Origin of the sequence: Pseudomonas sp. PDM02 (assembly GCF_014852285.1) — a bacterium.
GTDB lineage: Bacteria > Pseudomonadota > Gammaproteobacteria > Pseudomonadales > Pseudomonadaceae > Aquipseudomonas > Aquipseudomonas migulae.
The window spans coordinates 451,759-464,308 of the sequence record NZ_JACVBL010000001.1 but is presented as its reverse complement, the minus strand read 5'-3'; the positions used below and the strand labels follow the sequence as shown (position 1 = coordinate 464,308).

Sequence of the window (12,550 nt, the reverse complement as noted above, 5' to 3'; positions counted from 1 at the left end):
ACCGTCCATAATTTCACCAGTCAATTGATTCAAGTCATTACACCGTCAGTTGGTTTCCACCAACGTGACCAAAGGTCGCACCCTTGATCTAGAGCTACAGGCGTATCATTGCGCCACTGCAACACCCCTTTTTGACCGCGGTCGGCATGTACTGACCGAGGCATTTTTCCACTGCCGTGGGATGCAACTGATGAGCAACCAGATTCCGGTACACGACGTTACCCCGCCTGCCAAGAACGCGAACAACAGCGTCGACCTCTACGCCTCTCGAGAAAAGATCTACACCCGCGCCTTCACTGGCCTGTTCCGTAACCTGCGGATGATGGGCGGCGCGTTTTTGTTTCTGTTGTATTTCGGCACGGTCTGGCTGAACTGGGCCGGTCATCAAGCCGTCTGGTGGAACCTGCCGGAGCGTAAGTTCTTTATTTTTGGCGCAACGTTCTGGCCGCAGGATTTCATCCTGCTCTCGGGTATTCTGATTGTCAGTGCGTTCGGCCTGTTCTTCATTACCGTGTACGCCGGTCGTGTCTGGTGCGGTTATACCTGCCCGCAGAGCGTCTGGACGTGGATTTTCATGTGGTGCGAGAAGGTCACCGAAGGCGACCGCAACCAGCGCATCAAGCTCGACAAGGCGCCGATGAGCGCCAACAAGTTCCTGCGTAAATTCAGCAAGCACTCGATGTGGCTGCTGATCGGCTTCGCAACCGGCATGACCTTCGTCGGTTACTTCTCGCCGATCCGCGAACTAACCATAGAATTCTTCACTGGCGAAGCGGATGGCTGGTCGTATTTCTGGGTCGGGTTCTTCACCCTCGCCACTTACGGCAACGCCGGCTGGTTGCGCGAGCAGGTGTGCATTTACATGTGTCCGTATGCACGCTTCCAGAGCGTGATGTTCGACAAGGACACGCTGATCGTTTCCTACGATCCACGTCGCGGTGAAAGCCGCGGCCCGCGCAAGAAAGGCATCGACTACAAGGCTCAGGGCCTGGGCGATTGCATCGACTGCACCATGTGCGTCCAGGTCTGCCCGACCGGCATCGACATCCGCGACGGCCTGCAAATCGAATGCATCGGTTGCGCTGCGTGCATCGATGCCTGCGACAGCATCATGGACAAGATGGATTACCCGCGCGGCCTGATCAGCTACACCACCGAGCACAACCTGTCCGGGCAAAAAACCCATAAACTGCGCCCGCGCCTGATCGGCTACGCCGCTGTATTGCTGGCGATGATGGCGTTGCTGGCGACCGCGTTCTTCATGCGTTCGCTGGTCGGTTTCGACGTCAGTAAAGACCGCGTGCTGTACCGCGAGAACGCCGAAGGCCGGATTGAAAACGTCTACAGCCTGAAGATCATGAACAAGGATCAGCGCGACCACACCTACGTGCTGGAAGCCGCCGGCCTGCCGGATCTCAAGCTGCAAGGCAAACGCGAGATCAAGGTCGCCGCCGGCGAAATTTTCAGCCAGCCGGTGGAACTGTCCATCGCGCCGGAAAAACTGCCATCGAGCACCAACGAGGTGAAATTCATCCTCAAGGATGCCGATGACGAGAGCATCCACGTTGAAGCCAAGAGCCGGTTCATCGGCCCACAAATTCGTTAAGAGAAGTGATCATGCCCGCAGCAAACGCCGCAAGTCCCTGGTACAAGCATCTTTGGCCGTGGATCATCATTGCCATCCTCGCCTGTTCGGTGACTTTGACCTTGTCCATGGTGACCATCGCGGTGAACAACCCGGACAACCTGGTCAACGACAACTACTACGAGGCCGGCAAAGGCATCAACCGCTCCCTCGACCGTGAGTTGCTGGCGCAAACCCTGCTCCTGCGCGCCAGCGTGCACCTGGATGACGTGACCGGCGAAGTCGACCTGCGCCTGAGCGGCAACAGCCAACCGAAAACCCTCGAACTGAACCTGATCTCGCCGACCCAGCCGGAGAAGGATCGCAAGATCACCCTCGCCCAAAGCGAAACCGAACAGGGCCGCTACATCGGCCAGTTGAGCGACAAGGTGGAAGGTCGTCGTTTTGTCGAATTGCTGGGTACTCAGGACGACCACATCTGGCGTATGTTCGAAGAAGAGCTGGTCAGCCATGACAAGGATCTGCTGCTGGGTGACGAACCGCTGCAGGGCGCCGAAGACCTGAAAAAGTAAAGTCGCGCTTCGCGCATCGCCGGCAAGCCGGCTCCTACAGGATCGTGCGAACCCCTGTAGGAGCTGGCTTGCCAGCGATGAGGCCCTTCCAGACGACATAGATCCAAAATCATGACCACCCCAACCCCCTGCTACCACTGCGCCCTGCCCGTCCCGGCCGGCAGCCGCTTCACCGCGGCCGTCCTCGGTGAAACCCGCGAGTTCTGCTGCCCGGGTTGTCAGGCGGTGGCCGAAGCGATTGTCGCCGGTGGGCTGGAAAGCTATTACCAGCACCGCAGCGAAGCCTCGGCCAACCCCGAAGCGTTGCCGGTGCAGTTGGTGGATGAACTGGCGCTGTACGATCGCGCCGACGTGCAAAAACCCTTCGTACGCCACGAAGGCGAACTCGCCGAGACCACGCTGCTGATGGAAGGCATCAGTTGCGCGGCCTGTGGCTGGCTGATCGAGAAACACCTGCGCGGCTTGCCGGCGGTGGCCGAAGCGCGCCTCAACCTGTCCAATCATCGCCTGCACGTACGCTGGGCCGATGCGCAATTGCCGCTGAGCCAGGTGCTCAGCGAGTTACGCCACATCGGTTACGCCGCCCATCCCTATCAAGCCGACCGCGCCAGCGAACAACTGGCCAGCGAAAACCGCCTGGCCCTGCGCCAACTCGGGGTTGCCGGGCTGCTGTGGTTCCAGGCGATGATGGCGACCATGGCCACCTGGCCGGAATTCAACATCGACCTCAGCCCCGAGCTGCACACCATCCTGCGCTGGGTCGCGCTGTTCCTCACCACGCCGATCGTGTTCTACAGCTGCGCGCCGTTCTTCAAAGGGGCGATGCGCGATTTGCGTACCCGCCACCTGACCATGGACGTCTCGGTGTCGTTGGCGATTGGCAGTGCCTACATCGCCGGGATCTGGACCTCGATCACCGGGGTCGGCGAATTGTATTTTGATGCCGTCGGCATGTTTGCGCTGTTCCTGCTGGCCGGGCGCTATCTGGAGCGTCGCGCCCGCGAACGCACCGCCGCCGCCACCGCACAGCTGGTCAATCTGCTGCCCGCCTCGTGTTTGCGCCTGAGCGCCGACGGTCAGAGTGAGCGGATCCTGCTCAGCGAACTGCGCATCGGCGATCAGGTTCTGGTGCATCCCGGCGCGATCCTGCCGGCCGACGGCAAGATCCTCGACGGTCAGTCGAGCATCGACGAATCCCTGCTGACTGGCGAATACCTGCCACAGCCGCGCACGCTTGGTGACGCCGTCACCGCCGGCACCCTGAACGTCGAGGGCGCGCTGACCGTGGAAGTCCTCGCCCTCGGCCAGGATACCCGACTGTCTGCCATCGTCCGCCTGCTCGACCGCGCCCAGGCCGAGAAGCCACGACTGGCGGAGATCGCCGACCGCGCCGCGCAATGGTTCCTGCTGCTGACGCTGATCGCATCCGCTTGCATTGGTCTGCTGTGGTGGGAGCTGGACTCATCGCGCGCCTTCTGGATTGTCCTGGCGATGCTCGTCGCGACCTGTCCGTGCGCCCTGTCCCTCGCCACACCGACCGCCCTCACCGCCGCCACCGGTACGCTGCACAAGTTGGGTTTGTTGTTGACCCGCGGACATGTGCTGGAAGGCCTGAACCAGATCGACACGGTTATTTTCGACAAGACCGGCACCCTCACCGAAGGGCGCCTGGCGCTGCGCTCGATCCGCCCGCTCGGCGCGCTCGACAGCGATCAATGCCTGGGCCTCGCCGCCGCCCTCGAAAACCGTTCCGAACACCCGATCGCCCGTGCGTTTGGCCGCGCACCACTGGCCGCTGAAGAAGTCCACAGCACGCCGGGGCTGGGCCTGGAGGGCGTGGTCGGTGAGCAACGCCTGCGCATTGGCCAACCGGTTTTTGTCTGCGAACTCAGTGGCGCTGCCATCCCGCTGATGCCGGATGAAGCCGGCCAATGGCTGCTGCTCGGCGACAATGCCGGACCGCTGGCATGGTTCGTCCTCGACGACCGTTTGCGCGCCGATGCGCCCGCGTTACTGGAAGCCTGCCGGGCGCGCGGCTGGCGCACGTTGCTGCTGTCGGGTGACAGCTCGCCGATGGTCGCCAGCGTCGCCGCCGAGCTGGGCATCGACGAGGCCCGTGGCGGTTTGCGTCCGGACGACAAATTGCAGGTCCTGCAACAGTTGCACAAGGAAGGTCGCAAGGTGTTGATGCTCGGTGACGGCGTGAATGACGTGCCGGTACTGGCCGCCGCCGACATCAGCGTCGCCATGGGGTCGGCCACCGATCTGGCGAAAACCAGTGCGGATGCGGTGTTGTTGTCCAACCGCCTGGACGCGTTGGTGCAAGCCTTCAGCCTCGCTCGGCGCACCCGTCGGGTCATCATCGAGAACCTGTTGTGGGCCGGGCTGTACAATGGCCTCATGTTGCCGTTCGCCGCCCTCGGCTGGATTACGCCAGTGTGGGCGGCGGTCGGCATGTCCATCAGTTCGTTGACCGTGGTGCTGAACGCCCTGCGCCTGACTCGCCTGCCGAGCACGCCGGCCGCCAGCGCCACGCCAGAAACCCGCCCGCTGCCGGCCTGAGCCGCGCGGGCATGGAGCCTCACCATGCCAGCTCTCTACGTGATGATCCCGGCCGCACTGCTGATCGTCGCCATCGCGGTCTACATCTTCTTCTGGGCGGTCGACAGCGGTCAGTACGACGACCTCGACGGCCCGGCCCACAGCATCCTGTTCGACGACCAGGACCCGAACCACACCGCCGCGGTCGACGAGGCCAGCGGCCATCCGGCCAAACCGGACGACAAGGCGCCCCCGCATGTTTGAGCTGGCGCCCCTGCTGGTGTCGGCGGTCATCCTGGGCCTGCTCGGCGGCGGGCATTGCCTGGGCATGTGCGGCGGCTTGATGGGCGCGTTGACCCTGGCAATTCCCAAGGAACAGCGCAGCCGCCGGTTTCGATTGCTGCTGGCCTACAACCTTGGGCGAATTCTCAGTTACGCAGCGGCCGGCCTGCTGATTGGCCTGGCGGGTTGGGCGGTGGCGAACAGCCCGGCGGCGATGTTCATGCGTATCCTCGCCGGATTGCTGCTGATCGCCATGGGGCTTTATCTCGCCGGCTGGTGGAGCGGCCTGACCCGCATCGAAAGCCTCGGTCGCGGTCTGTGGCGGCATATCCAGCCCGTCGCGAACAAGCTGTTGCCAGTGTCGAGCCTGCCGCGAGCCTTGTTACTCGGCGCGCTCTGGGGCTGGCTGCCGTGCGGGCTGGTTTACAGCACGTTGCTGTGGTCGGCGAGCCAGGGCAATGCGCTGGACAGTGCATTGCTGATGCTCGCGTTCGGGCTGGGCACCTGGCCGGTGTTGCTCGCAACGGGGCTGGCGGCCGAGCGGGTCACGGCGCTGTTGCGCAAACGGTACGTACGCATGACGGGCGGCTTGCTGGTGATGCTGTTTGGCATCTGGACCTTGCCGGGGCCGCATCAGCATTGGCTTATGGGGCATTGATCGGCGGCGCGGCCTTCGCGGGCAAGCCTCGCTCCTACAGTTGTGCGCGATCCACTGTAGGAGCGAGGCTTGCCCGCGAAGAGGCCCGCACCAACAACACAAATCCTGACCGTTGATGCAAATCAAGATGCCCCAACGCCGCACCCCATAGACTTGCCGACACTGCCAGCCTATCCGGGGGAATGCCCGCATGATGCTCGACGCCATTCGTTGGGATACTGATCTGATCCGCCGTTATGACCTGGCGGGACCGCGTTACACCTCCTACCCGACCGCCGTGCAGTTCGATGGTCATGTCGGCACCTTCGACCTGTTCCATGCGCTGCGCGAAAGCCGCAAGGCCCTGCGGCCTTTGTCGCTGTATGTGCACGTGCCGTTCTGCGCGAACATTTGCTACTACTGCGCCTGCAACAAAGTCATCACCAAGGATCGCGGCCGCGCCCTGCCCTACTTGCAGCGCCTGGAGCAGGAAATCCAGCTGATCGCCTGCCATCTCGACCCGGCGCAGAAGGTCGAGCAATTGCATTTCGGTGGCGGCACACCGACCTTTCTCAGCCATGACGAACTGCGTCAGCTGATGGCCCAATTGCGTAAAAGCTTCAATTTGCTGGAGGACGATTCCGGCGACTACGGCATCGAGATCGACCCGCGCGAAGCCGATTGGTCGACCATGGGCCTGCTGCGCGAACTGGGTTTCAACCGGGTCAGCATCGGCCTGCAAGACCTCGACCCGGCCGTGCAACGGGCGGTGAATCGCCTGCAAAGCCTGGAGGAAACCCGGGCGGTGATCGACGCCGCACGGACGCTGCAATTTCGCTCGATCAACATCGACCTGATCTACGGTTTGCCAAGGCAGACACCGGAGAACTTCGCCCGCACGGTCGACGAAGTGATCAACCTGCAACCGGACCGCCTGTCGGTGTTCAACTACGCGCACTTGCCGGAACGCTTCATGCCGCAACGGCGAATCAACAGCGACGAATTGCCGACACCGGCACAGAAGCTGGAAATGCTCCAGCGCACCATCGAACAACTGACCGCCGCCGGCTACCGTTACATCGGTATGGATCACTTCGCCCTGCCCGACGATGAGCTGGCAATTGCTCAGGAAGAATCAACCCTGCAACGCAACTTCCAGGGCTACACCACTCACGGCCATTGCGACCTGATCGGCCTCGGCGTCTCGGCCATCAGCCAGATTGGCGACTTGTACTGCCAGAACAGCAGCGACCTGAATCAGTACCAGAACGCCTTGGCCTCAGCACAACTGGCCACCAATCGCGGCCTGCTGTGCAATGCCGATGACCGCCTGCGGCGAGCGGTGATTCAACAATTGATTTGCAGTTTCAACCTGGAGTTCGCTGAGATCGAGAAAGCTTTCAACATCGATTTTCGCGGTTACTTCGGCGAATTGTGGCCGCAACTGCAACGCATGGCCGAAGACGGACTGATCGAACTGAACAATGAACGGATCACCGTATTGCCGGCCGGACGGTTGCTGGTGCGTTCGGTGTGCATGGTGTTCGACGCGTACCTGGAGCAACAGAATCGCCAGCGGTTTTCGCGGGTCATCTAACGTTCCAACAGCAGGGAAGTCGTCTTCAGCACTTGCTCAGGGGTCAGGCTCGCCTGCGAGATGGCTTTGGACAGCACCATATTGGCCGTGATCATCCCGCCATTGAGGGTGGTGATGGTCGCTTGCAGCGCGCCGAGCTTGGCCCTGCGCTCTTCGGCCGAAAGTCGCTTGTCTGCCATTACCGCTTGCATGCTCGCGACTTTCTCGGCGATCTGCTTCTGTATTCGGCGAATCATTTTCAGGATCTGTTGAATGTTTTCCGGCAACCCGCTTTCTTCAATGTCCTTGTTGTCATCGTGGGAACTGGCAGCCTTGGTCAAACCGGCGCCAGACAACGAGACTTTGATGCCTTCAGCCACGGGCGAAGTGGCCGGGCCAATGGCGATTGCCGAGTCTTCGCCGGCCAGGCCGTTTGCGGGCTCATGCAGTGTTTGCACACCACTGTTGCCGGGGTTGAGCACGCCGATGGTGGCCATGAAACGAGTACCTGCGCATAGGTTGATGCCAGGTTATCGGCCACCGACAGCGGCGCTTTACCATGGCGTGACAAATCGGCACAGCGCTGGCCTGAACGTCTTCCGGTGAGGTACCCTTACGTCTTATGTGTGCTTTCCCACAAGGATTTAAGAAATGTCCGAGCCAGTAAAACTGCGCGCTCATAACCAGGCCCATTGCAAGGACTGCAGCCTGGCTCCCCTCTGCTTGCCACTTTCTCTGAATCTGGAAGACATGGATGCGCTGGACGAAATCGTTAAACGTGGCCGCCCACTGAAGAAGGGCGAGTTCCTGTTCCGTCAGGGCGACGTTTTCGACTCCGTTTATGCAGTACGTTCTGGCGCCCTGAAAACCTTCAGTCTCAGCGATGGCGGTGAAGAACAACTCACCGGTTTCCATCTGCCGAGCGAGCTGGTTGGCCTGTCGGGCATGGACACCGAAAAGCATCCGGTCTCGGCGCAAGCACTGGAAACCACCTCGGTCTGCGAAATTCCGTTCGAACGCCTCGACGAACTGGCGCTGCAACTGCCACAACTGCGCCGTCAGTTGATGCGCGTGATGAGCCGTGAAATCCGCGACGATCAACAGATGATGTTGCTGCTGTCGAAAAAAACCGCTGACGAGCGCATCGCCACCTTCCTGGTCAACCTGTCGGCACGCTTCCGCGCTCGCGGCTTCTCGGCCAATCAGTTTCGCCTGAGCATGTCGCGCAATGAAATCGGCAACTACCTGGGCCTGGCGGTGGAAACCGTGTCGCGGGTGTTCACGCGCTTCCAGCAGAACGAGCTGATCGCCGCCGAAGGCAAGGAAATCCACATCCTCGACCCGATCCAGCTCTGCGCCCTCGCCGGCGGTTCGATCGAAGGCTGATTACGACCACGGCGGCTGAGCGAAACGGTTCAGCCGCCGTTATACTGCGACGTTTGCAGCCTGCCAGGACACCTAGACAATGGTCTTCGACTCCTTCGACATCAAATCCCTGATCCGCCCGGTGATCGACTTCCCGAAACCGGGCGTCATTTTTCGCGACATCACCCCACTGTTCCAGTCGCCTACCGCCCTGCGCCTGGTGATGGACAGCTTTGCCCACCGTTATGTCGAGGCCGATTTCACCCACATCGGCGCCATGGATGCCCGTGGTTTCCTGATCGGTTCGGTGCTGGCCTATCAGTTGAACAAGCCGCTGGTGCTGTTCCGCAAGCAAGGCAAACTGCCGGCGGATGTGCTGGCCGAAGGTTATGCGACCGAGTACGGCGAAGCCTTTCTCGAAGTCCACGCCGACAGCTTGTGTGAAGGCGACTCGGTGGTGATGTTCGATGATTTGATCGCCACCGGCGGCACGCTGATTGCGGCGGCGAACCTGATTCGACGCATGGGCGCGCGGGTGCATGAAGCGGCGGCGATTATTGATCTGCCGGAGTTGGGTGGGTCACAACGCCTGGAAGACATGGGGATTCCGACGTTTTGCCTGACGCAGTTTGCCCTGAGCGATAAATAAGCGGCGTCTGTACCGGCCTCTTCGCGGGCAAGCCTCGCTCCTACAGGATAATGCGACCCCTTGTAGGAGCGAGGCTTGCCCGCGAAGGCGTCAGAAGCAACACCACAACACTCAAAGCCCCATCTGCTTACTGATGATCTCGTTCATCACTTCCCGCGTCCCGCCACCAATCGACAGAATCCGGTTATCCCGGTACAGCCGCTCCACCAGACTTTCGCGCATGTAGCCGAGACCGCCAAGGATCTGCACCGCATCCGTGGTAATCCGATCCGCCGTGTCCGTCGCGAAATTCTTCGCCATGGAAATCTCCTTGATCACACTCTGCCCCGCCGCCATTTTCGCCGCCTGGCGGTAAGTGAACTCCCGTGACACTTCCAGCGCCGTGGCCATTTCGGCGAGGCGATGCTTGAGCACCTGAAACTTGCCGATGGGCTTGCCGAACGCTTCGCGCTGACGGGCCCATTTCAGGCTTTCCTCCAGCGCCAGTTGCGCGGTCATGTTGGCCATCAGCGCCAACGCCAGCCGTTCGCTCTGGAAGTTGCCCATGATGCAAGCGAAGCCCATGTTCTCCGCGCCGATCAGATGGCCTACAGGTACGCGGCAATCATCGAAGAACAACTCGGCGGTGTCCGACGCCCACCAGCCCATTTTCTTCAACTGACGGCCTACGGTGAACCCTGGTGTGCCCTTCTCGATCAGCAGCAGGCTGATGCCACCGAAACCGGGCGCACCGGTGCGCACCGCAACGGTGTAGTAATCCGCACGCACGCCACTGGTGATAAAGGTTTTGCTGCCACTGACCCGGTAGACGTCGCCGTCACGCACGGCGCGGGTTTGCAGGTTGGCCACGTCGGAACCACCGCTGGGCTCGGTGACGGCCAAGGCGCTGATCTTCTCGCCAGCCAGTACGGCCGGCACGACGCGATCGCGAACGTCCGGCCTGGCCCATTTGAGAATGGGCGGCAGACCGATGTCCAGCGAACCCAACCCGGCGACCAGACCGCCAGAGCCGCAGCGCATCAACTCTTCGCTGGCGGCGATCTTGGCGAACAGATCACCTTCATGGCTGCCACCCAGGGTTTCGGGGTAACCGATGCCCAGGATCCCCGCTGCACCGGCCTTGAGGTAGAGTTCGCGGGGAAAGCTTTCGGCTTCTTCCCACTGGTCGATGTCCGGAAGAATCTCGCGCTCGACGAAACGTCTGACGCTGTCGCGGACCAATTGGTGGCTGGGGTCGAAGTATTCCTGGAAGGCAGGCATCGGCGAACTCCATGGAAGGGTTCAGCGACGTTAACCGAGCGCTTGCTTGGTTTTCAACAGGATTGTGTGAATCAGATGGACCGAGTCGCTCCCTTCGCGGGCAAGCCTCGCTCCTACAGGTTTTACATAGCCCTTGTAGGAGCGAGGCTTGCCCGCGAAGGCGTCAACCCAAACACCGAAAACTACAAAGCGATCGGCTTACGCCCCGCAAACGAATGCGCCAACGTCCCGCCATCCACCAGCTCCAGCTCGCCACCCAACGGCACGCCGTGGGCAATGCGCGAGGCGATCAGGCCTTTGTTGCTGAGCAACTGGGCGATGTAGTGCGCCGTGGCTTCACCCTCGACCGTCGGGTTGGTCGCCAGGATGACTTCGGTAAAAGTGCCCGCTTCTTCGATCCGCGCCATCAATTGCGGAATCCCGATGGCTTCCGGCCCCAGCCCGTCGAGCGGCGACAGGTGGCCCTTGAGCACAAAGTAACGACCGCGGAAACCGGTCTGCTCCACCGCGTAGACGTCCATCGGCCCTTCCACCACGCACAGCAAGGTGTCGTCGCGGCGGTTATCGGCGCATTGCGGGCACAGGTCGTCTTCGGTCAGCGTGCGGCACAACCGGCAATGCCCCACCCCTTCCATCGCCTGGCTGAGTGCCAGGGCCAGTCGCGAGCCACCGCTGCGATCACGCTCGAGCAGCTGCAACGCCATGCGTTGGGCAGTTTTCTGACCCACACCTGGCAAAATTCGCAGGGCATCGATCAGTTGGCGAATCAAAGGGCTGAAGCTCATGGGGAAACGTCCGACAAAACAACGAGACGCGGTTTATACCCGCGCCTCTCTTTAGCGTCAAATACTCAGTCCTGCGCGACGCGCACCACCAGTTTGCCGAAGTTGCGTCCCTCCAGCAGGCCGATGAACGCCTCGGGTGCATTCTCAAGACCCTCGACCACATCTTCGCGGAATTTCACCTTGCCGTCGCGCACCCACGGCGCCATGGCGCTGACGAATTCCGGCTGACGATCACCGTAGTCGTCGAACACGATGAAGCCCTGGATCCGCACACGCTTGGTCAGCAAGGTGCGCTGCAACTGCGGCAGGCGATCCGGGCCGGTCGGCGCCTCGCTGGCGTTGTAGGAAGCGATCAGGCCGCACAGCGGAATCCGCGCCTTGGGGTTGAGCAACGGCACCACCGCGTCGAATACCTTGCCGCCGACGTTCTCGTAATAAATGTCGATGCCCTGGGGACACGCCTGAGCCAGCTCAGCGGCGAAGTCGGGACTCTTGTGGTCGATGCAGGCATCGAAACCCAACTCATCCACCACATAGCGGCACTTGTCCGCGCCACCGGCCACGCCGACCACACGCAGGCCTTTGATCTTCGCCACTTGCCCGACCACTGAACCCACCGCACCTGACGCCGCCGCGACCACAAGGGTTTCTCCAGAGGCTGGCTGGCCGATGTCCATCAAGCCCATGTAGGCGGTCATGCCCGGCATGCCGAGCACACCCAGCGCCATCGACGGGCTCGGCAGCCCGGACGGCACCGGAATGATATTGCGGCCGTCGCTGATGCTGTGGCTCTGCCACCCGGTAGCGCCGACGACCAGGTCACCTTGCTGAAATTTCGGATTCAGCGAGCGCTCGACACGGCTGACGGCGCCACCGGTCATCACTTCGTCGATTGCCACTGGCGCCGCGTAGGACGGCGCGTCACTCATGCGGCCGCGCATGTAGGGATCCAGCGACAGGTACAGGGTTTTGAGCAATATCTGGCCATCCGCCAGGTCCGGCAGTGCTTCCCGTTCCAGGCGAAAATTCTCCGGCGTCGGTGCGCCCACCGGGCGGGACGCCAGGACGATACGTTGGTTGAGGGTCAATGCTTGTGGCATGTGAGCGTCTCCTTTGATCGATGAATTTGGCGGTATAGGGAAGCAGACCTTTGTGGCGGTCGGGTGTTCGATGTTTCTACCTTGAGACCGAGTCGACCTCTTCGCGGGCAAGCCTCGCTCCTACAGGTATTGCATAGCACTTGTAGGAGCGAGGCTTGCCCGCGAAGGCAGCGTATCAGGCGCCGCATGACCAACAGG

General features: G+C 61.5%; 12 protein-coding genes. 8 read left to right on the top strand and 4 right to left on the bottom strand.

The window, feature by feature from the left end:
• The first annotated feature begins 190 nt into the window (after positions 1-190).
• The 6 genes from ccoG (at position 191) to hemN (ending at position 7,214) form a co-directional block, all read left to right on the top strand.
• Positions 191-1,606 (top strand): cytochrome c oxidase accessory protein CcoG, encoded by a 1,416-nt coding sequence (gene ccoG / locus IB245_RS02030; protein ID WP_008028537.1) that lies wholly within the window; start codon positions 191-193, stop codon positions 1,604-1,606.
• An 11-nt stretch (positions 1,607-1,617) separates the two neighbouring features.
• Positions 1,618-2,157, top strand: coding sequence for a FixH family protein (locus tag IB245_RS02025; protein ID WP_008028539.1), 540 nt, complete (start codon positions 1,618-1,620; stop codon positions 2,155-2,157).
• A 111-nt stretch (positions 2,158-2,268) separates the two neighbouring features.
• A complete protein-coding gene (locus IB245_RS02020) occupies positions 2,269-4,719 on the top strand; it encodes a heavy metal translocating P-type ATPase (protein WP_192226263.1) in 2,451 nt (816 codons plus the stop codon).
• A 24-nt stretch (positions 4,720-4,743) separates the two neighbouring features.
• The gene (gene ccoS, locus IB245_RS02015) at positions 4,744-4,962 is read left to right on the top strand and encodes a cbb3-type cytochrome oxidase assembly protein CcoS (protein WP_008028543.1); all 219 of its coding nucleotides are present in this window, start codon (positions 4,744-4,746) and stop codon (positions 4,960-4,962) included.
• Complete coding sequence (locus IB245_RS02010; RefSeq protein WP_008028545.1) at positions 4,955-5,638, top strand: sulfite exporter TauE/SafE family protein; 684 nt, start codon at positions 4,955-4,957, stop codon at positions 5,636-5,638. Before ccoS ends, IB245_RS02010 begins: the two co-directional genes overlap by 8 nt.
• Before the next feature lie 193 nt (positions 5,639-5,831).
• Positions 5,832-7,214, top strand: coding sequence for an oxygen-independent coproporphyrinogen III oxidase (hemN, locus tag IB245_RS02005; protein WP_192226574.1), 1,383 nt, complete (start codon positions 5,832-5,834; stop codon positions 7,212-7,214).
• On the opposite strand, the gene IB245_RS02000 is transcribed toward hemN, so the two are convergent.
• Positions 7,211-7,690 (bottom strand): hypothetical protein, encoded by a 480-nt coding sequence (locus IB245_RS02000; protein WP_192226261.1) that lies wholly within the window; start codon positions 7,688-7,690, stop codon positions 7,211-7,213. The genes hemN and IB245_RS02000 overlap by 4 nt on opposite strands.
• A 154-nt stretch (positions 7,691-7,844) precedes the next feature.
• On the opposite strand from IB245_RS02000, the gene fnr reads away from it, so the two are divergent.
• Complete coding sequence (fnr, locus tag IB245_RS01995; protein ID WP_008028550.1) at positions 7,845-8,579, top strand: fumarate/nitrate reduction transcriptional regulator Fnr; 735 nt, start codon at positions 7,845-7,847, stop codon at positions 8,577-8,579.
• Positions 8,580-8,658: 79 nt separating this feature from the next.
• Positions 8,659-9,207 (top strand): adenine phosphoribosyltransferase, encoded by a 549-nt coding sequence (locus IB245_RS01990; protein ID WP_008057870.1) that lies wholly within the window; start codon positions 8,659-8,661, stop codon positions 9,205-9,207.
• A gap of 111 nt (positions 9,208-9,318) precedes the next feature.
• On the opposite strand, the gene IB245_RS01985 is transcribed toward IB245_RS01990, so the two are convergent.
• The 3 genes from IB245_RS01985 to IB245_RS01975 form a co-directional block, all read right to left on the bottom strand.
• Positions 9,319-10,467, bottom strand: coding sequence for an acyl-CoA dehydrogenase family protein (locus tag IB245_RS01985; RefSeq protein ID WP_192226259.1), 1,149 nt, complete (start codon positions 10,465-10,467; stop codon positions 9,319-9,321).
• Between the two features lie 182 nt (positions 10,468-10,649).
• Positions 10,650-11,252 carry a recombination mediator RecR gene (gene recR / locus IB245_RS01980; protein WP_008028557.1) on the bottom strand — a complete coding sequence of 201 codons (603 nt, stop codon included), beginning with the start codon at positions 11,250-11,252 and terminating at the stop codon, positions 10,650-10,652.
• Between the two features lie 65 nt (positions 11,253-11,317).
• A complete protein-coding gene (locus IB245_RS01975; RefSeq protein ID WP_192226257.1) occupies positions 11,318-12,352 on the bottom strand; it encodes an NADP-dependent oxidoreductase in 1,035 nt (344 codons plus the stop codon).
• Between the last annotated feature and the right edge of the window lie 198 nt (positions 12,353-12,550).

Excerpts from the sequence above, each read along its gene's own strand:
- IB245_RS02025 (WP_008028539.1), top strand. The coding sequence starts at position 1,618 with ATGCCCGCAGCAAACGCCGCAAGTCCCTGGTACAAGCATCTTTGGCCG.
- IB245_RS02000 (WP_192226261.1), bottom strand. The coding sequence starts at position 7,690 with ATGGCCACCATCGGCGTGCTCAACCCCGGCAACAGTGGTGTGCAAACA.
- fnr (WP_008028550.1), top strand. The coding sequence starts at position 7,845 with ATGTCCGAGCCAGTAAAACTGCGCGCTCATAACCAGGCCCATTGCAAG.
- ccoS (WP_008028543.1), top strand. The coding sequence starts at position 4,744 with ATGCCAGCTCTCTACGTGATGATCCCGGCCGCACTGCTGATCGTCGCC.
- IB245_RS02020 (WP_192226263.1), top strand. The coding sequence starts at position 2,269 with ATGACCACCCCAACCCCCTGCTACCACTGCGCCCTGCCCGTCCCGGCC.
- hemN (WP_192226574.1), top strand. The coding sequence starts at position 5,832 with ATGCTCGACGCCATTCGTTGGGATACTGATCTGATCCGCCGTTATGAC.
- IB245_RS01985 (WP_192226259.1), bottom strand. The coding sequence starts at position 10,467 with ATGCCTGCCTTCCAGGAATACTTCGACCCCAGCCACCAATTGGTCCGC.
- ccoG (WP_008028537.1), top strand. The coding sequence starts at position 191 with ATGAGCAACCAGATTCCGGTACACGACGTTACCCCGCCTGCCAAGAAC.
- IB245_RS02010 (WP_008028545.1), top strand. The coding sequence starts at position 4,955 with ATGTTTGAGCTGGCGCCCCTGCTGGTGTCGGCGGTCATCCTGGGCCTG.
- IB245_RS01975 (WP_192226257.1), bottom strand. The coding sequence starts at position 12,352 with ATGCCACAAGCATTGACCCTCAACCAACGTATCGTCCTGGCGTCCCGC.
- IB245_RS01990 (WP_008057870.1), top strand. The coding sequence starts at position 8,659 with ATGGTCTTCGACTCCTTCGACATCAAATCCCTGATCCGCCCGGTGATC.
- recR (WP_008028557.1), bottom strand. The coding sequence starts at position 11,252 with ATGAGCTTCAGCCCTTTGATTCGCCAACTGATCGATGCCCTGCGAATT.